Source organism: Nocardia sp., from assembly GCF_025465275.1.
GTDB lineage: Bacteria > Actinomycetota > Actinomycetes > Mycobacteriales > Mycobacteriaceae > Nocardia.
In genome coordinates this window covers 1-18,236 of record NZ_JAODNK010000061.1, presented here as the reverse complement: position 1 = coordinate 18,236, position 18,236 = coordinate 1, and the positions used below count along the sequence as shown (strand labels likewise).

The window sequence follows — 18,236 nt, the reverse complement described above, 5'->3', positions numbered from 1 at the left end:
ATGCTCATGCGATCCGGGCGATTTCGACGGGGCCGAGAACTTGCTCGCGCAACGTGGACAGGGTCTTGGTCAATATGCGTGATACCTGCATCTGTGAGACGCCCAGTCGCTCGGCGATCTGCGCCTGGGTTCGATTCTCGAAGAAGCGCCAGACCAGAATCTGGCGTTCCCGCGCGGGCAGCGCCGCCAGCAGCGGGCGTACCGCCATCGCATCCTCGAGCAGCCGATAGCTGGGCTCCTCGGCGCCGAGCGTGTCCGCGATCGCCGCCGGGCCCGAATCGTCGTCGGCCCGGGGCGTGTCCAGCGAGCTGGCCTGATAGGCATTACGAGCGACCATCGCCTGGGTGACCTCGCCCAGCTCGACGTCGAGTTCGGCGGCGATCTCGCGGGCGGTGGGCATGCGGCCCAGCCGCTGCGACAGCGTTTCGGTCACGGGGCCCAGTTGCTGCTGCAGCTCCTTGGCGCGGCGCGGCACCCGCACCGCCCAGGTGTGATCCCGGAAATGCCGGCGCACCTCACCCATGATCGTGGGTATTGCGAAGGACAGGAAGGTGCTGCCGCGCGAAACATCGAAGCGATCCACGGCCTGTACCAATCCCAGCCGGGCGATCTGGTGGAGGTCGTCGAACTGTTCGCCGCGTCCGGTGAAGCGCCGCGCGATGTGCTCGGCCAGTGGCAGACAGGCCTCGATGATCCGCTCCCGCATCAGCGCATGCTGGGGATCAGAGGCCGTCAGACCAGCCAGTTTCTCGAACCAGGGCCCGATATTCTCGTAGCTGTCGCCGGTTCCACGCGACTGCCGGGGTGCTTCGGACGGAAGTATCGCCTCGGACATGACGGTTCCTCACTCCAGATCGAATCCGACTCTCGGAGGTCTACCCGTGCATCTGCTATTCAAACTGCGATCAGAATAGCCCTGCCGCAGCGCCGGACGACTACTCGTCGACGGCCAGCGCCTCTTCCAGCGTGCCGTAGATATCGAGCAACTCATCGAGCCCGGTCAATTCGACGGGACGACGCACCGGTGCCGTGGCGACCACCCGCAGTTCGCGTCCGGCGCTCGCCTCCAACGCTTCCACCAGCACACTCAACCCGGCCGAACCGAAGAATCCCACCTCGGACAGGTCGATGACGAGCACTGGCGCGCCGGTGCTCAAGGCTTCGGCCACCGCCGACGACAGCTTCGGCGCCGAGACCATGTCGACCTCGCCGACCGCGGACAGCACCACCGCGGCTTCGGCCGATCGCGTCCGAAGGACCAGCTCTCTCACTTCATTGCTCACTTCTTGCTACCTCCGGACACCGGGCACCCGCGCGAACCAACTGCTCTTGCTTGGCAAGTCACCCTACTTGTGAGACTTCGGTGCCGCTGTCCCAACCCTTTTCGTTTGATTAGAACGGTGTGTGATTAGAACAGTGTGTGATTAGAACGGTGTGTGGCTGGCACAGTGCGTGACTAGACGAGCGGCAGGCGGATGTACAGCGTGGTCCCCTGCGCGCCGGTGTACATGCGCACCAAGTCGGCGAGCTGGTTGACGATCAGCAGGCCGCGGCCACCGGGAACTCGCCTGGGCGCGGGCAGCCGCCCGGCGAGCGGGTTGGTGATATGCCCCGAGTCGCGAATCTGGCAGCACAGCTGTCCCTCCGACAGCCAGAGCGCGAGCGTGCCGCTCCCGCCGCCGTGTACCACCGAGTTGGTGGTGGTCTCAGCAATGACCAATTCCAAGTCGACGATTCGCTCCGGGGTCATTCCCGCGTTCCGGGCGTAGTCCGCCGCCAGGTGTCGAATGCCGGTGAGTGCGGCGCCGTCGAATGCGAGCAGCACGGCGGTGGCGGGCGGTTCGGTCAGCGGCTGGTTGTACGACGCCACAATGTAGTCGGGATCGTATGCGCTACTGGCGCTTTCGCCGCTGCTGTCGATCAGTGTGGGGTGTGTTGCGCGTGCGTCGGCCAAGACCTCGGGAGGTAGCGCCGTGGTGTTGTACGGGCAGAGAATGGTGACCTCGCGTCCGGCGAACGCCGCATTGATCAGTGCTTCGTGCTGAACGCAGGCGGGGTATTCCGTCGCGGAGCGATTCGCCCAGATCGGTTCTCCGATAATGCGAACCCGGACTGCGGGGTGCGCATCCGCGAAGGCCGCCAGCACGCCGGGAATGATCCGCCCGGGATTGCGGCCCTCGACCGTCATATCCATCAACCGCACCGAATCGGCATCCGATCCCAGCTCGGCACGCAGCAGCGCCAGATTATCGGTCGGCACCGACACCGCGACGGGTTCGCCCTGCGCCAATCCCTCCCGGATGAAACCGAGTGTGCCGGAAAGATACTCGTCGCTGTCGCGGTAGAAGAGTGCGGGATGAACGAAGAGATCGGTGGTGGCCGCGCTCATGAGCGAGCTACTTCGATAGCCGCCTCGGCAGGCCAGAATTGCCGCAGCACGCGCAGCATCGCTACCGGCGGGTGGTGCAGGACGAGCCGCCGATCCGATGCTGTGCCCTGCGAGGCCTCTACCAGGATCAGCGTTCCGTGGGTATCGATGAACCGCAGCTCGGACGGATCCAGGTGAACTTCGTCGGCGGTGGGCAGTGTGCCCAGAGCCGCCTGCCAGTCGCCATGGTTGGTGAAATCGACTTCGCCGACACAGCGCAGGCCGGGTGGGCGGCCGGTCGAATATACGCGCAAAGAGCCTTGGCCAGGGGATAGTGCTACGGAATTCCCGGGAACTCGCCCAGGCTGTGTTATCACCGTCTGTCACTCTTTCTGCCGGACACCAGCATAGGAAGCTGCCGCATATGGTACGCGCCGCCACATCGGCGGACCGATACGCGCGATACGGATCGGCGAATTCCGAGCGCACAGCGATGTGCCGGAGGTTGTTTGCGGCGCGAGTCCCGGGGTATCCGCGCTCAGCCGGAGCTCGGCAGGGCGGCGAGCGAATCGGAGAGAGTGGGTTGAGTCATTTCCGCACATTCGAGGCGACCATCCGGCGCAGCGGAGCCGCACGAGGATGCGGCGGCAGTCCGATCCGCGGAGCACGGGCACAGTGATGTTGTCGCGCAACCACATACTGTTGATCGTGCGCGAAACGCTGCGGCCCTCCCTGGACAAACGCTGACCTTCCCGGAGTGCGCGGCGTTTGCGGCCACTCGGGCGGGGTAGTCGGACCTCGTCTGGAGGTCGTATATGTCCGAAGCGTTATCGGCTGCCGAGGATCCGCCGGTAGCGCCGACGGATATGGGCAGGCAGTCGTGGCGGTGGGTGCTGCTGCGCACGGGGCGGCGGCTGTGGGACGACGAACTGACGGATTGGGCTGCGGCGCTTACCTATTACAGTGTCTTGTCGATCTTCCCCGGCCTGCTCGTCATCACCTCGGTGCTCGGGTTGCTCGGGCCCGGGGCCACCGGATCGTTGGTCGACACCATTCGCGATATCGGCCCGGGCAGCGGAACGGCGCTGCTGGTGGGCGCGATCAAGGAACTCGACGGTGCGCGATCGCTGGCCGGTCCCTTGGCCATCGCAGGTCTGGTCACGGCCTTCTGGACGGCCTCCACCTACATCGGAGCCTTCATCCGTGCGGTCAATTCGATCTACGGGACCGCGGAGGGTCGCCCGATATGGAAAACTCTCCCGCTTCGGCTGGGACTGACCACGGCGATGATGCTGCTGGTGTCCTTGTGCGGCATAGGTGTTGTGGCCAGCGGCACCGTCGCCGACCGGATCGGGCACTGGCTCGGGGTCGGCTCGGCGGGCGTGACGGTCTGGAATATCGCGAAATGGCCGGTGCTGACGGTGCTGGTCAGTGTGGTGCTGGCGATGCTGTACTGGCTGGCGCCCAATGCCCGCCAGCTGGGCTGGCGCTGGCTGACGCCCGGCAGCGTGCTCGCGGTGCTGCTCTGGATCGCCGCTTCGGCTGGATTCGCCGGCTACGTCACGAATTTCGGCAATTACAACAAGGTCTACGGGTCGCTCGCCGGTGCGATGGTGTTCCTGATCTGGCTGTGGCTCACCAATGTCGCGGTACTGCTCGGCGCGCAGTTCGATGCGGAGCTGGCCCGTGGCCGGCGCCTGGAACAGGGCGGTTCGCCCGATCAGGAACCGATTCTGCCACCGCGCGACCCACCGGAATGAGCCAAGTATGCGAGAACGGAGGACGGCATGAATGATGGCTTCCCACATGACCATTCGATCCCGACGACAGTGGGTCTGCAGGTGCCGGCGGCGCCGCAGCAGCTGACCCTGCTGCGCGCACTCGCCGAAACGGTGACCCTGCTGGCCGACTTCGATATCGGTGAGGTGAACGACATTCGGCTCGTCCTCGACGAGGTGGCAACGCTGTTGGTCCGTGATGCCATCCCCGGCACGGCGCTCGACTGCGATCTGACCTACGACTCCGACGGTGTGACCGTGCGGGTCGCCGCAGTCGCGTCCACGGCGACGGCCTTGGACGACAGCAGCCTGAGCTGGCATATCGTGCGCACACTGGCCGATTCGGTGCGCACGGTCAAGGAGCTTGCCGCGATCCCGGCCGTCGGTTATCCGACCGTCGTCGAATTCCGATGGCTCAGAACTTCTCGCAGTTGAGTGCGTTTCCCTTATTGCCCGGACCGTTTGTTTGTGCGCCGGGGCGGTAGTTTCAATTGGGTGACTGGATGGTTGAGCCGCAAGTTCTATCGGGTCGGCACTGTCGATAGGGCGATCAGTGGCGCTGTAGCCCGGATTCCGGCATCGCCCGTCGATAATGGGATGCTCCGGCTGACCAGCAGTGCGGATCACGGTCTGCTGTGGGCGGGGGTCGCAGTGGTACTGGCCGCCCAGCAGGGCGCTACGCGGCGGGCTGCCCTCCGTGGTGTGGTTTCGGTCGCCGGGGCGAGTCTGACAGCCAATCTGGTGCTGAAGACATTGTTCGCTCGCCGGCGTCCGGCGGCAGATCTGCTGCCGCCGTTCCGGCGCTTGATCAATGCTCCGTCGTCCTCCTCTTTTCCCTCCGGCCACAGCGCCACCGCGGTGGCCTTCGCAACGGCTGTCGCCATGGAGAGTCCGCGCGCCGCGCTGGTTGTCGCCCCGCTGGCCGCGACGGTCGCCTACTCGCGAGTGCACACCGGGGTGCACTGGGCATCGGATGTGGTGGCCGGCGCCGCAGTGGGTTCCGCTGTGGCATGGGCGACTCGCCGATGGTGGCCGGTGCGGCCCATCGACGAAGCCGCCGCGCGCGGGGTACTCGATGCACCCGCACTGAAGGACGGTGCGGGACTGGTGATTCTGGTGAATTCGGGGTCGGGTGCTGCCAACTACGATCCCACCGGCGACGTGGTGTCCGCGCTGCCCGCTGCCACCGTGCTGCGTGCCGAGCGTGGGCGCGATGCTGCCGAGCAATTGGAGGAAGCGCTCGTGGCGGGCGCCGTGCAGAGGCGTGCCGCGGGAGCCGAAGGGTTGTTCGTCACGGGTACCGAACAGGTGCTGGCGGTGGGAGCTGTGGGTGGGGACGGGACGGTCACCGCGGCCGCCGGTGTTGCGCTGCGGCACGGGCTTCCGCTGGTTGTTGTCCCCGGCGGCACCCTGAACCATTTCGCTCGTGATCTCGGTGTCAATGACCTGGGTGGGGCCGTCGAGGCAGTGAATTCGGGTGCGGCGGTGGAGGTTTCCGTCGGTGGCCTGGAGATGAAGACCGAGAACGGTTCGCGCACCACCTGTTTCATCAATACCGCCAGCATCGGTGGCTATCCGGATCTGGTGCGGCTGCGGGAGAAGTGGCAAGGCCGGTGGGGCAAATGGCCGGCCTTCGCGGCCGCGCTCATAGTGATGCTGCGCCGTGCCCAGCCGATCCGGGTGCGGCTGGGCGATCGCTGGCATGAGGTGTGGTTCCTGTTCGTGGGCAACGGCCCGTACCTCCCGCACGGTGCGGTCCCCGCATTCCGATCCCATATGGACACGGGGCTTTTGGACGTGCGGTGGCTTCGAGCCGATCTGCGCTTCTCCCGGACCCGTGCGGTCGTGGCGCTGTCGCTGGCCGCCATCGCGCACAGCAGGGTGTACGGCGAGCGGCAGGTTCCCGAGCTGACCGTCCACCTGAGTGACCCGGTTGCAGTGGCGGCCGACGGCGAAGTCCTCGGTGAGGCAACAGAATTGCGCTTCTCGGTGGCGGGCCGGGTGGTGGCCTACCGGAGCTCTGCCGGATCAGTCCTCTAGAGCGCCCTCGCGTAGTTGTGCCAGAGTCTTGGACAGGATTCGGGAGACCTGCATCTGGGAGACGCCGAGCTGGTCCGCGATCTGCTTCTGGGTCCGGCATTCGAAGAAACGCATGATGAGCACGCGCCGTTCGCGTTCGGGCAGTTGGTCGAGTTGCGGACGGAGAGTCATCGCTTGCTCGATCAACTCGTAGTCCGGCTCGGGCGTACCGAGTGTCTCGCGTAAGGGCAGCGGCGAGCTGTCGCCGTCGTCGGCGATGACCGCGTCGAGTGAGGACGCCTGGTAGGCATTGGCCGCGATGAGGGCCTGGGTGATCTCCAGCAGGTCGACGCCCAGCTCGTCCGCGATTTCCCGGGCCTTGGGCAGGCGGCCCAAACGCTGGGCCAGGATTTCGATGGTGCCGCCGATGCGCAGCTGGATTTCCTTGGTGCGCCGTGGAACTCGCACCGCCCAGGTGTAATCGCGGAAGTGCCGGCGCACCTCGCCCATGATCGTCGGGATGGCGAAGGACAGGAACGGCGCACCGTAGGAGACGTCGAAGCGGTCGATGGCGTGCAGCAGCCCGATGCGCGCGGTCTGCTGCAGGTCCTCGAACGATTCGCCGCGCCCGGAGAATCGGCGGGCGATATGATCAGCCAGCGGCAGGCAGCGCTCGATCACCCTGTTGCGCAGCATGTCTCGCTGCGGGTCGAGATCTTCGATCGCGCGCGTCAGCTCTTCCAGAGCCGGCTCGATATTGTCGTAGCCATTGTCATCCATGGAGGCCGTCCTGGCTGCGGTGAAAGGTCACCTCTATCGGGAAACCGGAGGCGCCGGTGTCGAAGGGCTGGGGGATGGTCCGGATCGAATCGGTCAGCGCGTGCAGCATGTTCCAGCCGAATTCGCGTTCGTCGAAGGGGGTGGCAGTGTGTGAGACCGAGGCGACGCGCACTGTCATGGCACGTTCGTCGTAGGTGAACTCGCACTCGATCTCAGCCCGCGGCACCGCGGCCAGCATCAGCGTGGTGGCGACTTCATCGAGTGCGACCCGGATATCGGTAGCCGCATCGATGGTGAAATCCGCGATGAGGCAGACGGTTTCGGCGAGCGCCCGCAGCATGGTCAGCTGTGTCAGTCCGGCCGGCACCCGAATTCCGATCGAGGTGGCCGGGGACGTGAATTCCGGCAGTACGGGACTGCTGCGCTGGTTGTCCGAATGGACGAGCCGCAGCCCGGCCGTAGCCGAACGGGCCGAAATCTTCCCGTTCCCGGTGTGCTGTGCTGGTGGTAGCTCGGTCACTATGAATCGCCCCTGGGTACTGGTAGGCAGTCGTTCTCGCTCGATGTCGTCTTCCTCCTGCCGGTGGACGTACCCGGTGCGGTCGGGGGGAAACACCGCCCGGGTCAGGATCAATGCATTGCGGATGCTGAGGAATCGGCGGTCGGCACGACCGGGCAGCAGAACGGCCGGAGACATGGCAAAACCTCCGAAGGGCCTGTTTCGGCTGTCGTCTCAACCAGTTCGCAGATTACCCCCTCCGCGCGGTGTTGTGGGCCGAGGTGTCCAGGAGGCGGCGAAACAAGCGTGTTTGAACACTGGAATTGCGGCTATTGCGTTGACTGCAGCGCCTCGTTCGGAAGGTCTGATCACCGGTCGTCGCGATACACCAGAGCGGAAGGAAGTATCCGTAATGTTGATGAGAAGACTCGCCCGGCCCTTGCTGGCGACCGCATTCCTTGTCGAGGGGGTCGATGCCCTCACACATCCGCAGGTTCGGAGCAAGGCCGCCGCCGCCCGCGTACAGCAGGTGCAGCGCGTGCTGCCCGACCAGTACGCGGCGAAACTGTCGAATCCCGAGCGTCTGGTGCAGGTCAATGCCGCAGTTCAGGTCGGCAGCGCGCTGATGCTCGCCACCGGGCGGTTCCCCCGCCTCGCCGCGGCACTGCTGGCGGCGACGGTCATCCCGGCCACCGTCACCGAGCAGGACTTCTGGGTCGAGGACGACCCCGATCGGCGTGCGGCCAAACGCACGGCCTTCCTCAAGGATGTGAGCCTGCTCGGCGGTCTGATGATCGCCGCGGGCGACACCGGCGGTCACTCGCGGCGGCCGTTGCACACGCTGGCGGAAGGCATCGCGGCGCAGAGCACCGGGTTGGTGGCAGCCTCCCGGCTGCATGGCGCGCAACTGACGGAATTCGCCAAGGACCACGGCGCGGACGTCGCCGACGTGGTCAAGGAGCGCGGCGCGGAGCTCGGTGGCGTGGTAAAGGTGCGTGGCGCGGAGCTCGGCGAGGTCGTCAAGGAGCGCGGTGCGGACGTCGCCGACGTGGTCAAGGAGCGCGGGGGAGAGCTGGGCGAGGTCGCGAAGCAACGGGCCGCCGAGTTGGCCGAGCTCGTCCGTGACCATGGCTCGCAACTGGTTTCGACCACACAGGATCGAGGTGCGCAGCTCGCCACCGCGATTCGCGATCGGGCCGCAGAGCACCGGGAGTGATCCGATGAGTGTTCCCGCCGACTTCCAGCATATTGGTCGCATTCCTGCGAAATAACCTCTGGTACAAGGGAATTCGCGACATATTCACGGATTTTCGATTGAGACAGTGCAGCCCGGGTATCACGGTCTATGTCCATAGCGACACACCAGGTTGGAGGAGAACTCGTGTCCGAGCACAAGAGCGGTCCCAGCGAAGGCATCGAAGGCGTCGTCGAAAGCGTCAAGGGCAAACTGAAGGAAGCCGCCGGCGCTATTTTCGGAAGCGATGATCTGCGGGGCGAGGGGAAGGCCCAGCAGGACAAGGCCGAGGCGCAGCGCGGGGTGGCGCAGAACGAAGCCGCCGCCGAGAAGGAGCGTGCCGTGGCCGCTCTCGAGGAGCAGCGTCAGCGCGCATTCCAGCAGGGGCAGTAACTCCCCGCTGCTGCAGCGGAATCAGTGGATCGGCGTGCCGGGCGAACTGCCCGGCACGCCGCATGTCACGGGGTCCGGGGTACCCTGCGGCACGTATGACCCAGCCTCGCATTCTGTTCGGGACAGGTCCGGTTCCCGCCCGGCCGCGGATATGAGAAGGTGGGCGTCCGGAAGGAGGCCGCGATCGATGTCCAGCTGGCAATACGGCCGACCCGGCAATATCGGCGAACACGCAACCCCGGCTGTCACAGTGGGTAATTCGACCGCACCCGCCGGCCGCCCGCCGGAGGCGAAGCGAGCGGATCGGCGTCCGACCGTGCTCCTGGTCGAGGACGACCGTGCCGACGCGCTACTGGTGGAGGAACTGGTCGCGGACGCCGCGCCCGGCCTGCATCTGAAGTGGGCGCGGACGCTGGCGGAGGCCTGCGCGAGTCTCGCCGCCGACCCACCCGACTGCATACTGCTGGACCTGCATCTTCCCGATGCGCGCGGCCTCGAGGCCCTGGAGCGGATCCGCGCGGTGACCGATGAGGTGGCCGTTGTCGTCCTGACCGGACTCGACCAGGAGCGAACGGGTTTGGCCGCGATGTCCGCGGGTGCCCAGGACTATCTCGTCAAGGGTCGTGTCGAGCCGGAATTGTTCGGTCGCGCAGTGCGATACGCGATTCAGCGCAAGGAGGCCGAGCGGGCCGCGGTCGCGCTGCGCGCCGGGCAGATGCGCGCCCAGGAGAATGCCCGGCTCGAACGCGGTCTGCTGCCGACCCCACTGCTGCAGAGTGACCAGGTCGTCGACGTGGTGTCGCGCTATCGTCCCGGCCGGGCACACTCGCTGCTGGGCGGTGATTTCTACGATGTGGTGCAGGACGCCGACGGTACGGTCCACGTGCTGATCGGCGATGTGTCCGGCCACGGACCCGATGAGGCCGCAACCGGCGTTGCGCTGCGATTGGCTTGGCGCACTTTGGTTCTGAGCGAGATCACCGGGGCCAGGCAGCTGCAGTTGCTGGAGCAGATGCTGCTCGCCGAACGCACCGGACGGCATACCTTCGCCACCGTGACCACGCTGGTCCTGCGCCCTCGCCGGCATGTGGTGCAGGTGATGCGCGCCGGGCATCCAGGCATGCTGATGCACACCGATCGCGGCGTCGAATGGCTCGAGGTTCCGGGCGGTCCGGCTCTGGGATTCATGCCAGGACAAGCGGATTGGCCGATCAGCGAACTAGCCCTGCCGCCGGGCGCCGGTCTGGTGCTGTTCACCGACGGTCTGTTCGAGGGGCATACCGGTCCCGGGAACGAGCGTCTGGGCGAAGAGGGGCTGCTGGCCTTGGCACGCGCGGTCACCGCCCAGCGGCCCGACGATTTCCTGGACCAGCTCATCGGACGGGCGGAGGAATTGGCCGAGCGGCAGGGCGGTCTGGCAGACGATATCGCGGCGCTCTATCTGAAGTGGACCGACGAAACTCGAGCTCAGGACGGACCATGAGCCTTCCCGACCGCAAGATCAGCCGGGCCGGGCGTATGACGGTGCAGGCCTGGTTCCACCTCGTTCTCGCGCTCATGGTTCTGGTCGAGCTCGTCGGCACCGGCTTTTTGACAGTCGCCACCGCGCATGCCGCCACCGTCTCGGACCGGCTCTCCCGGCAGATCCAGCCCGCGGCCACCGAGGCGTATCGGCTGCAGGGTGCGCTTGCCAACGAGGAGACCGGCGTTCGCGGTTACACGCTCACCGCCGATCCGCAGTTTCTCGACCCGTACACGCAGGGCAACCAGGATGAGGCGCGCGCCGCGGCTCGGCTACGGGAGCTGCTGCGCGATCACCCGGAGCTGCTGGCAGATGTCGATGCGGTGGAGCAGTCCGCGCAGGCCTGGCGTCACGACTTCGCCGATCCACTGCTGGCCACCGTCACTCCGGGCGCGATCCACCCGGTCGACCCTGTCGCCACGGCCCGTGGCAAAGCGTTGTTCGATGATCTCCGTACGCATTTCGCCACCCAGAACACGAATCTGGCCGGTGCCGTGGTACGGGACAAGGCCGACCTCGATCGAAAGCGCACCGCGCGCGATGTCGCGCTGACCGGCATGGTCGCGGCCTTCCTGCTGACGGCCGTGGCGCTCACAGTTCTGGTGCGGCGCTTGATCGTTCGCCCGCTCAGTGCGCTGGAGAACGCATCCCTGGACGTCGCCAACGGTGACTTCGGCCGTCGCATCACCGCCGGCGGACCCGCCGACCTGATGGCAGTGGGGGAGGCGGTGGAGGGTATGCGCCGCCGGATTGTCGCCGAGCTCGACGCCTCGCGGATCAAGGAGACCCTGCTGGCCGGGCAGGCCGCCGATCTGGATGCCCAGGCCATGGAGTTGCGCCGATCCAATGCCGAGCTGGAGCAGTTCGCCTACGTCGCCTCGCACGATCTGCAGGAGCCGCTGCGCAAGGTGGCCTCGTTCTGTCAGCTGCTCGAGAAGCGCTACGGCGATCAACTCGACGAGCGCGCAACGCAATACATCGAGTTCGCGGTGGACGGCGCGAAACGGATGCAGGTGCTGATCAACGATCTGCTCACCTTCTCGCGGGTCGGCCGGGTCAGCGACCACATCACCCGGGTCGAGATCGATCAGACGGTGGACAAGGCGATCGCCAACCTGGCTTCGGCGCTGGAGGACACGGACGTAGAGGTCCGGCGGCCCGATCGGCTGCCCGAAATCGTCGGTGATCCCACACTATTGATCATGCTGTGGCAGAACCTCGTCGCGAATGCGGTCAAGTTCCGGGATCCCGATCGCCCGCCGGTCGTGCAGATCGAATGTGAACCAGAGCCCGGCGAGGTGCCCGGATGGCGGTTCTCGATCGCCGACAACGGTATCGGCATCGCCTCCGAGTTCTCGGACAAGGTGTTCGTGATCTTCCAGCGGCTGCACAGTCGCGACGAATACAGCGGGACCGGCATAGGATTGGCCCTGTGTAAGAAGATTGTGGAGTTCCACGGCGGCCAGATCTGGATCGATCAGGAGTACACCGGCGGCACCCGCATCGTCTTCACTCTCTTCGATGCCGAGCAGCGGTCCGAAGCACTCGACAAGGAGCTCCCCGCGTGACGCAACTCGGACGACCCATCGATATCCTGCTGGTCGAGGATGATCCGGGAGACGAGCTCATGACCCTGGAAGCGTTCGAGCACAATAAGATCGGCAATACGGTGCATGTCGCCCGCGACGGGGAGGAAGCGCTCGACTTCCTGTACCGCCGTGGCGATCACGTGCAGGCCCCGCGCCCGGATCTGATCCTGCTCGACCTCAATTTGCCGAAGTACGACGGCCACGAGGTGCTGAGCAGAATCAAGACCGATCCGGAACTGTCGCTCATCCCGGTGGTCGTACTCACCACGTCGGCGGCCGAGGAAGACATTCTGCGGAGCTACAAACTGCACGCCAACGCGTATGTCACCAAACCGGTCGATCTTGACCAATTCGTCTCTGCGATAAAGCATATCGACGATTTCTTCGTGCAGATCGTCCGCCTGCCCAGCTAGTTCCGGCGAGGTGCAGGCCAGGCTCAGGCGACCCGAATCCGTTCCGCCGCAGAGGTTCCCTGGTCGAGTGCTTGCTCACGCAATAGCGACAGCACCCGCGTGAGCTTGCGCGACACTTGCATTTGCGAGACCCCCAGCCGCTCGGCGATCTGCGATTGGGTCTGATTCTCGAAGAATCGCCACACCAGCAGCTGACGGTCGGCCGGGGGCAGCGCGGCGAGTAGCGGCCGCACCGACATCGACTCCTCGAGCAGCTGGTAGCACGGCTCGTCGGTCCCGAGGGTTTCGGCAATGGGACGCAGTGCGGAATCGTCGCCGCCGGTGCGTGCGGCATCGAGGGAGCCGGCCTGGTAGGCATTGCGCGCCACCATGGCCTGGGTGACGTCCATCACATCGACGCCGAGTTCGGCCGCGATCTCGCGGGCGGTGGGGAAGCGGCCCAGCCGGTGTGCCAGCACCTCTGTCACCGGCCCGAGCTGCTGCTGCAGCTCCTTGGCGCGGCGTGGTACCCGCAGCGCCCAGGTGCGGTCGCGGAAGTGCCTGCGGACCTCACCCATGATCGTGGGGATCGCGAACGACAGGAACGTGCTGCCCCGCGAGGCGTCGAAGCGGTCCACGGCCTGCACCAACCCCACACAGGCGATTTGGTGGAGATCGTCGTACGCTTCGCCGCGCCCGTCGTAGCGGCGTGCGATATGTGCGGCCAGCGGCAGGCACAGCTCGATGATGTGGTCCCGCACGGAGTCCCGATTCGGGTCGGCCGCGGGAAGTGCGGCCAGCTTCTCGAACCGGGGCTCGATATTGTCGTAGGTGTCTCCGTTGTTGCGGGTCTGGCGGGGTTCTCCGGGCTGAAACGTCGCCGTGCTCATGAAGTTTCCTCACTCCCAATCGAATCCGTACTCGTACTTCATACCCCATCATCCGTTATTCAAACGTGACCTGATCTCTATGGCCGGATTCACCGGCCCCAACGCACGATCGAGGGCAGGGTGAATCGGGGGCAGGGTAATCTGCCCGCGCCGGAGGATCGCGTAATATGCAACAACGGAGGGTGACATGGATGGTGGCGCCGCACAGCCATATTCGGGCCCGACAACGATCGGGCTGCAGGTGCCCGCGTTGCCGGAACAGCTGATGATGCTGCGCGCGCTCGCTGAAACCGTCCTGCATATGGCCGACTTCGGAATCGGTGAGGTCAATGACATTCGTCTCGCTCTCGACGAAGTGGCCACCATCTTGATCCAGGATGCGATTCCGGGCTCCGTGCTCGACTGTGACCTGACTTACGATCACAACGGATTGGGCGTCCGTCTCGCCGCTGTCGCCTCCTCGGAGGCAGTTCTGGAGGACGGCAGCCTGAGCTGGCATATCGTGCGCACACTCACCGATGGACTCAGCGCCACCCAGGGCTCGTATTCCGCATTGGTCGTCGGGTATCCCACCGTGGTCGAGTTCCGGTGGCTGAACCGTGCGAGCGAGGGCGGCCAGGGCTGAGCTTGCGCGGCAGCGCATTATCGAGGTAAGGATTTGATGACAACTGACATCGGCGAACTACCTTCGGACCCGTTCCTGCATCTCGCGTTCTTCTATCGCGGCAGTGATGAATATCTCGCGGGCACAATGGAATTCATTCGCACCGGACTCGCGAACGGCGAGCCGGTAGCGGTCGCGGTACCCGGAGCGAATTTGGCACTGGTGCGCGACGCGCTCGGCGCCGATGCCGGAGCGGTACTGCTGCTGGATATGGCTGTGGCGGGCCGCAATCCGGGCCGGATCATCCCCTCGGTGAAGCGGGCCTTCGCCGATGCGCATCCGCAGCGCAGTGTGCGGATCGTCGGTGAGCCGATCTGGGCGGGACGATCGGAGCTGGAATATCCGGCATGTGGGCAGCACGAGGCGCTCATCAATGCCGCGTTCACCGGGCGGGAGGCGACGATTCTGTGCCCGTACAACACGGCGGCGCTCGACAAGGTTGTGCTCGACGACGCGCTTCGTACCCACCCCGTCGTTGTCGACAGCCATGGTGAGGGTGCCAGCGCTTCGTACGACCCCGGTCGTATCCTGGCTTCCTACAATGAAATCCTGCCTGCCGCGCCGCCGGACAGCACCGTGATCGCGTTCGACGAAGCCTCGCTCGCGAATACGCGGCATACAGCCGCCGGGTTCGCGCGGAGCGCCGGTATCACAGCCGACCGCGCGATCGATCTCGAACTTGTTGTGGCGGAGGCGACTACCAACTCCGTGGTGCACGGCGGCGGCTCCGGCGCTCTCACGCTGTGGGTCGAGGAGACCCAGGTTGTGTGCCGAGTGCAGGACAACGGGTGCATTGCCGACCCGCTCGCGGGCCGTATCCCCGTGCCGCCGAACCGAATCGGCGGGCGCGGACTACTGCTGATCAACCAGTTGAGCGATCTGGTTCGCCTGCACACGACACCGCTGGGCAACACGCTGCAGATGCATTTCGCGCTGTGAGTGCTTGCGGGGCGGGTGTTTACCCGAGCTACGACTTGCCGGCCAGGGCCGCATCGAGGGTGTCGTACACCTCGAGCAGTTCGTCGAGCCCCGTGAGTTCGATAGGACGCCGCACCGGCACCGATCCGACCACGCGTAGCTCCCGGCCTCCCACCGATTCCAGGGCTTCGACCAGCACGCTCAGTCCTGCCGAGCCGAAGAATCCCACCTCGGACAGGTCCAGGATCAGCAATTGCGAAACGGTGGCCAGCGATTCGGCCACCGCGGCGGAAAGCTTGGGCGCCGAGACCATATCGACCTCGCCCGACACCGATAGCACCACTGCCGAATCGATCGAGGTGGTCCGCACGCTCAATTCGCGGTTCTCGCTGCTCACCGACTGTTCTCCCGCTGCCCGATCGATCCGTCCACGCGAATCGTCACTTCGCCACCTCCGACACCTTGGCGCTGCGCGAGCCGACTGTTCTGCCGACCGGTAAGCCTACCCGCGAGAACCTACCGCCAGTAAAGTTATACAACCCATGTCGTTGCCGACACGGTTATCGGCGAATCACCGCTGCCCGCCGCCCGGCGTGTTGCGCTCGGCGGCCGCGCTGTCGAATTGCGATGCCTCGCCCTGATTTCCTCGCTTCCGTGATGGCGTGCTGCTTCGACACCTGCAGACGAGGTAGCTCTCCGAAGGTATGCCGCAGTAGTCGTCACGAACGGAGGCCTTGTTATGAGCATCGAGCAGCACAGAACCCGAGATCAACGCCGACGGGCGCTGGGTCGGCACCTCTCTCGCCGATTCCGTATGCCGCGAACCCACGCCGACGAGGGCGTCGAAGACAACTACAACCTCCCCGGACTCGCCTTGCTGGGCCTCGGCCTCATAGCGACTGCCCTGTCCCTGATCGCCGCGGCCAACGGTTTCGACGGCCGTGCAATCGCAGCCGCCATAATCGCAGCCGTCCTCTACCTATCCGGAGCCGTATGGCTAGCCGCCGAGTGGCGCCGCCGAAACGCCCAAGGCCGCCCCAACAACATTGACCGCCAAGGACATTGACCGCCGTAGTCGGCGCTCGGCGACGCCGCCTCGGTAGCAGCGGAGATTCGGAAGGCGGTCAGTCGGGAGTAGTGCGCCGACTGCCCGTCTGAGCCAATTCCGTTGGACCCCAATTGCTATCACGACTGAATCGCTGAACGATGGGGAGTCACACCCTAGGAGTTCTGATTGCGGAACGGTTCACAGGTGATACCTGGTGCGCCGATCGGGCTGGCTCCGCCGTACTTCGCGTCGTAGGCCATCAAGTGCACGGTGTTGCCGTTGTCGAATCCCGCCAGCAAGATAGCTCCGGAAGTGTCCCACTCGGCGCTGGTCGAGCTCGGAGACATCTCCGTCCACAGCTGCGCGACGGAATCCGCCTGGCTGCCGTTGGGAGTTCCCATCGCGGCCAGGACCTCCGCCTTGCCCTGCCCCAAATTCAGGTTGCACCACGTGGTCAGCGGGCTCGTGTCCGCATGCGCCGTGACCGCAGACGCCCCGACCACGATCGCCAACTGAACCGCGCCGATGAGCGCCGTACGATGCGCATTCTTGAGCAAACAGCGAATTGCCATGTCCCCACCCCTCTTTCAGTGCTCGGAACCCTCCGTCCCGCGTCTGAGGGCAAATACTGACACGCAACACCGACAGACTCCGCACCAACCACGAAACGCCAGTTCAGGCGCGTAGAACGCCCAAATCATAAGGTCACCGGGCTCCAGTAGCCGCCCACCTCGACGCCCGGTACCCGCCCTCGCACAGCAGCAGAATTCATTGTCTGTTCTCTAGAACGGAACCACAGCCGGTCGCCCCCGCTGGAACCGCAGGTTCACTCCTAGCTGTGGAGGATGAATCGGGTACCCGGGACTGCCCTCGGTTCGGTTGACTCAGCGAGTCAACCGATCTCGGGGCAGTCCCCGGTGACACGAAGGCGGGAAATCTATTGTCGCGCCGGGGGTGTGGTGGTGCGGTTGGCGGCCCGGTCCCGAACCGGTTGCGGGCGAACCGGTTGCGGGCGAGCCGGATTACAGAATGTGCGGGCGCGCACCGACGGCGGGACAGCGGTCAGCATCTCACCGGGGTGATGCAGGTGATTGACCTGCGCAGTCCCGGACGGGTCGACATGGGCAGGAGCGATCCACGCGGTACGGCCCGGGAAGTCTGACTCCGGACCCAGTTTGATCGTTGTCCAGCCGCGTGGGCCGTCCTTGACCAGGGCATGGCAGTGATCGCACGCCAGGGTGAGGTTCTCGATGTCGGTGCGGCCGCCCTTGCTGAACTCGGTCACGTGATGCACCGCGCACATGCTCGCCGGGGCCGTGCAGCCGGGGCGGGTGCACCCGCGTTCGGTGGCGGTCAATGCCAATCGTTGTGCCGGGTTCGCCAACCGGGCTTCCCCGATGTGCAGGGGCATGCCGTTCTTGTTCTTCACCAGGACGAACGTCTTGGACCGGCGGGCCGCCAACTTGACTGCGTCCTGGACCGGGACACTGCCCCCGGTCGCCAAAGTGGCTACTCCTGCGGCGCGTTCGACGTCCTCGATGCTCATCGTCAGGATCGTCGCGACCGGCAACCCACGATGCGAACCGAGTTTGGCGGGGTTGAAGTCCGGGTGCAGCACCGCCAGCAACGCGTCGTGCTGGCGTTGTACCTTGGTGCGCTCGTCGCGGGCGGCGCAGGCCTTGAGCAGGTCCGGGGGCAGCTGTCCGTCGTCGGCCCACGGGCTTTCCTTGTCAGCAGGGTTGCACATGCCCGGGCGGGCGAGTTTCGCCATGACCGCGTCGAACGCCGACCGCGCGTCGGGGGTCAGCTCGACGGTGAGGGTGGACATCAGGTCGTAGCGTTGCGGGCCGACGGAGGCGGAGCGCTGGCGTTGGCGGTCGGCGTGTTCGGTGAGGGTGCCATCGGGATCCAAGGTGTTCAGGACGATCTCCCCGATGCGGGGCAGGTGGGTCGGGTCCAGGGTGCGGGCGTGGTGGGCCATTTGTGCTTCGGCGTAGTCGCGGTCTGCGGCGCTGGCGTTGTCGGGCAGGCGGTTCATCACGGCCCGGATCACCCGGACGTGGTCGAGGGAGATCGCGCCTTCGTCCAAGGCTTGTGCCGCACTGGGCAGGACCGGTGCCGGGGCGTTGTCGTCGCCGACGC

The 18,236-nt window shown here is 65.7% G+C and carries 21 protein-coding genes; 11 read left to right on the top strand and 10 right to left on the bottom strand.

The features are described 5' to 3' along the window. Positions 1-4 precede the first annotated feature (4 nt). The 4 genes from JWN03_RS13345 to JWN03_RS13330 all read right to left on the bottom strand — a co-directional run bounded on the left by JWN03_RS13345 (position 5) and on the right by JWN03_RS13330 (position 2,682). On the bottom strand, positions 5-835 hold the full coding sequence (locus JWN03_RS13345; protein ID WP_297614231.1) for an RNA polymerase sigma factor SigF: 831 nt from the start codon (positions 833-835) through the stop codon (positions 5-7). A gap of 100 nt (positions 836-935) precedes the next feature. Further along, the gene (locus JWN03_RS13340) at positions 936-1,283 is read right to left on the bottom strand and encodes an STAS domain-containing protein (protein WP_297614229.1); all 348 of its coding nucleotides are present in this window, start codon (positions 1,281-1,283) and stop codon (positions 936-938) included. Positions 1,284-1,456: 173 nt separating this feature from the next. Then, a complete protein-coding gene (locus JWN03_RS13335) occupies positions 1,457-2,389 on the bottom strand; it encodes a sensor histidine kinase (RefSeq protein WP_297614227.1) in 933 nt (310 codons plus the stop codon). Next, complete coding sequence (locus JWN03_RS13330) at positions 2,386-2,682, bottom strand: STAS domain-containing protein (RefSeq protein ID WP_297614225.1); 297 nt, start codon at positions 2,680-2,682, stop codon at positions 2,386-2,388. Before JWN03_RS13330 ends, JWN03_RS13335 begins: the two co-directional genes overlap by 4 nt. Before the next feature lie 501 nt (positions 2,683-3,183). Here JWN03_RS13330 and JWN03_RS13325 point away from each other — a divergent pair. Genes JWN03_RS13325 through JWN03_RS13315 form a run of 3 tightly spaced genes read left to right on the top strand, consistent with a single transcriptional unit; the run spans position 3,184 to position 6,186 of the window. Continuing rightward, complete coding sequence (locus JWN03_RS13325; protein WP_297614223.1) at positions 3,184-4,128, top strand: YihY/virulence factor BrkB family protein; 945 nt, start codon at positions 3,184-3,186, stop codon at positions 4,126-4,128. A 27-nt stretch (positions 4,129-4,155) separates the two neighbouring features. Then, positions 4,156-4,581 carry an anti-sigma factor gene (locus tag JWN03_RS13320; RefSeq protein ID WP_297614221.1) on the top strand — a complete coding sequence of 142 codons (426 nt, stop codon included), beginning with the start codon at positions 4,156-4,158 and terminating at the stop codon, positions 4,579-4,581. A gap of 60 nt (positions 4,582-4,641) precedes the next feature. Then, positions 4,642-6,186, top strand: coding sequence for a diacylglycerol/lipid kinase family protein (locus tag JWN03_RS13315; protein WP_297614219.1), 1,545 nt, complete (start codon positions 4,642-4,644; stop codon positions 6,184-6,186). Here JWN03_RS13315 and JWN03_RS13310 read toward each other — a convergent pair. Both JWN03_RS13310 and JWN03_RS13305 read right to left on the bottom strand, forming a co-directional pair. Next, the gene (locus JWN03_RS13310; protein WP_297614217.1) at positions 6,175-6,945 is read right to left on the bottom strand and encodes an RNA polymerase sigma factor SigF; all 771 of its coding nucleotides are present in this window, start codon (positions 6,943-6,945) and stop codon (positions 6,175-6,177) included. The genes JWN03_RS13315 and JWN03_RS13310 overlap by 12 nt on opposite strands. Continuing rightward, positions 6,938-7,642: an ATP-binding protein gene (locus JWN03_RS13305; protein WP_297614215.1), complete on the bottom strand. Its 705-nt coding sequence runs from the start codon at positions 7,640-7,642 to the stop codon at positions 6,938-6,940. The genes JWN03_RS13310 and JWN03_RS13305 overlap by 8 nt, the downstream gene beginning before the upstream one ends. Positions 7,643-7,856: 214 nt before the next feature. On the opposite strand from JWN03_RS13305, the gene JWN03_RS13300 reads away from it, so the two are divergent. The 5 genes from JWN03_RS13300 (at position 7,857) to JWN03_RS13280 (ending at position 12,595) form a co-directional block, all read left to right on the top strand. Continuing rightward, complete coding sequence (locus JWN03_RS13300; RefSeq protein ID WP_297614213.1) at positions 7,857-8,660, top strand: DoxX family membrane protein; 804 nt, start codon at positions 7,857-7,859, stop codon at positions 8,658-8,660. 165 nt (positions 8,661-8,825) lie between these two features. Next, positions 8,826-9,071 (top strand): microaggregate-binding protein 1, encoded by a 246-nt coding sequence (gene mbp1 / locus JWN03_RS13295; protein ID WP_297614211.1) that lies wholly within the window; start codon positions 8,826-8,828, stop codon positions 9,069-9,071. A 187-nt stretch (positions 9,072-9,258) separates the two neighbouring features. After that, entirely contained in the window at positions 9,259-10,554 is a 1,296-nt protein-coding gene (locus JWN03_RS13290; RefSeq protein ID WP_297614209.1) for a PP2C family protein-serine/threonine phosphatase, read from the top strand. After that, a complete protein-coding gene (locus JWN03_RS13285) occupies positions 10,551-12,161 on the top strand; it encodes a sensor histidine kinase (RefSeq protein WP_297614207.1) in 1,611 nt (536 codons plus the stop codon). The genes JWN03_RS13290 and JWN03_RS13285 overlap by 4 nt, the downstream gene beginning before the upstream one ends. Then, on the top strand, positions 12,158-12,595 hold the full coding sequence (locus tag JWN03_RS13280) for a response regulator (RefSeq protein ID WP_297614205.1): 438 nt from the start codon (positions 12,158-12,160) through the stop codon (positions 12,593-12,595). The genes JWN03_RS13285 and JWN03_RS13280 overlap by 4 nt, the downstream gene beginning before the upstream one ends. Before the next feature lie 23 nt (positions 12,596-12,618). Here JWN03_RS13280 and JWN03_RS13275 read toward each other — a convergent pair whose 3' ends face one another. Beyond that, entirely contained in the window at positions 12,619-13,464 is an 846-nt protein-coding gene (locus JWN03_RS13275; RefSeq protein ID WP_297614203.1) for an RNA polymerase sigma factor SigF, read from the bottom strand. A 187-nt stretch (positions 13,465-13,651) separates the two neighbouring features. On the opposite strand from JWN03_RS13275, the gene JWN03_RS13270 reads away from it, so the two are divergent. After that, positions 13,652-14,089 carry an anti-sigma factor gene (locus tag JWN03_RS13270; protein ID WP_297614201.1) on the top strand — a complete coding sequence of 146 codons (438 nt, stop codon included), beginning with the start codon at positions 13,652-13,654 and terminating at the stop codon, positions 14,087-14,089. A 36-nt stretch (positions 14,090-14,125) separates the two neighbouring features. Further along, entirely contained in the window at positions 14,126-15,067 is a 942-nt protein-coding gene (locus JWN03_RS13265; protein WP_297614199.1) for a sensor histidine kinase, read from the top strand. A gap of 28 nt (positions 15,068-15,095) precedes the next feature. Here JWN03_RS13265 and JWN03_RS13260 read toward each other — a convergent pair whose 3' ends face one another. Beyond that, positions 15,096-15,443 carry an STAS domain-containing protein gene (locus JWN03_RS13260; RefSeq protein WP_297614197.1) on the bottom strand — a complete coding sequence of 116 codons (348 nt, stop codon included), beginning with the start codon at positions 15,441-15,443 and terminating at the stop codon, positions 15,096-15,098. Positions 15,444-15,860: 417 nt separating this feature from the next. On the opposite strand from JWN03_RS13260, the gene JWN03_RS13255 reads away from it, so the two are divergent. Beyond that, positions 15,861-16,112 (top strand): hypothetical protein, encoded by a 252-nt coding sequence (locus JWN03_RS13255; RefSeq protein ID WP_297614195.1) that lies wholly within the window; start codon positions 15,861-15,863, stop codon positions 16,110-16,112. Positions 16,113-16,267: 155 nt separating this feature from the next. Here the strand turns inward: JWN03_RS13255 and JWN03_RS13250 are convergent, their stop codons facing one another. Both JWN03_RS13250 and JWN03_RS13245 read right to left on the bottom strand, forming a co-directional pair. Further along, positions 16,268-16,666 carry a hypothetical protein gene (locus tag JWN03_RS13250; RefSeq protein ID WP_297614193.1) on the bottom strand — a complete coding sequence of 133 codons (399 nt, stop codon included), beginning with the start codon at positions 16,664-16,666 and terminating at the stop codon, positions 16,268-16,270. 365 nt (positions 16,667-17,031) lie between these two features. Beyond that, a partial coding sequence (locus JWN03_RS13245) for an HNH endonuclease signature motif containing protein (RefSeq protein WP_297614191.1) occupies positions 17,032-18,236 on the bottom strand: 1,205 nt, incomplete at its 5' end.

Excerpts from the sequence above, each read along its gene's own strand:
- JWN03_RS13325 (WP_297614223.1), top strand. The coding sequence starts at position 3,184 with ATGTCCGAAGCGTTATCGGCTGCCGAGGATCCGCCGGTAGCGCCGACG.
- JWN03_RS13300 (WP_297614213.1), top strand. The coding sequence starts at position 7,857 with ATGTTGATGAGAAGACTCGCCCGGCCCTTGCTGGCGACCGCATTCCTT.
- JWN03_RS13335 (WP_297614227.1), bottom strand. The coding sequence starts at position 2,389 with ATGAGCGCGGCCACCACCGATCTCTTCGTTCATCCCGCACTCTTCTAC.
- JWN03_RS13305 (WP_297614215.1), bottom strand. The coding sequence starts at position 7,642 with ATGTCTCCGGCCGTTCTGCTGCCCGGTCGTGCCGACCGCCGATTCCTC.
- JWN03_RS13275 (WP_297614203.1), bottom strand. The coding sequence starts at position 13,464 with ATGAGCACGGCGACGTTTCAGCCCGGAGAACCCCGCCAGACCCGCAAC.
- JWN03_RS13290 (WP_297614209.1), top strand. The coding sequence starts at position 9,259 with ATGTCCAGCTGGCAATACGGCCGACCCGGCAATATCGGCGAACACGCA.
- JWN03_RS13270 (WP_297614201.1), top strand. The coding sequence starts at position 13,652 with ATGGATGGTGGCGCCGCACAGCCATATTCGGGCCCGACAACGATCGGG.
- JWN03_RS13265 (WP_297614199.1), top strand. The coding sequence starts at position 14,126 with ATGACAACTGACATCGGCGAACTACCTTCGGACCCGTTCCTGCATCTC.
- JWN03_RS13255 (WP_297614195.1), top strand. The coding sequence starts at position 15,861 with ATGCCGCGAACCCACGCCGACGAGGGCGTCGAAGACAACTACAACCTC.
- JWN03_RS13310 (WP_297614217.1), bottom strand. The coding sequence starts at position 6,945 with ATGGATGACAATGGCTACGACAATATCGAGCCGGCTCTGGAAGAGCTG.
- JWN03_RS13320 (WP_297614221.1), top strand. The coding sequence starts at position 4,156 with ATGAATGATGGCTTCCCACATGACCATTCGATCCCGACGACAGTGGGT.
- JWN03_RS13345 (WP_297614231.1), bottom strand. The coding sequence starts at position 835 with ATGTCCGAGGCGATACTTCCGTCCGAAGCACCCCGGCAGTCGCGTGGA.
- JWN03_RS13285 (WP_297614207.1), top strand. The coding sequence starts at position 10,551 with ATGAGCCTTCCCGACCGCAAGATCAGCCGGGCCGGGCGTATGACGGTG.
- JWN03_RS13250 (WP_297614193.1), bottom strand. The coding sequence starts at position 16,666 with ATGGCAATTCGCTGTTTGCTCAAGAATGCGCATCGTACGGCGCTCATC.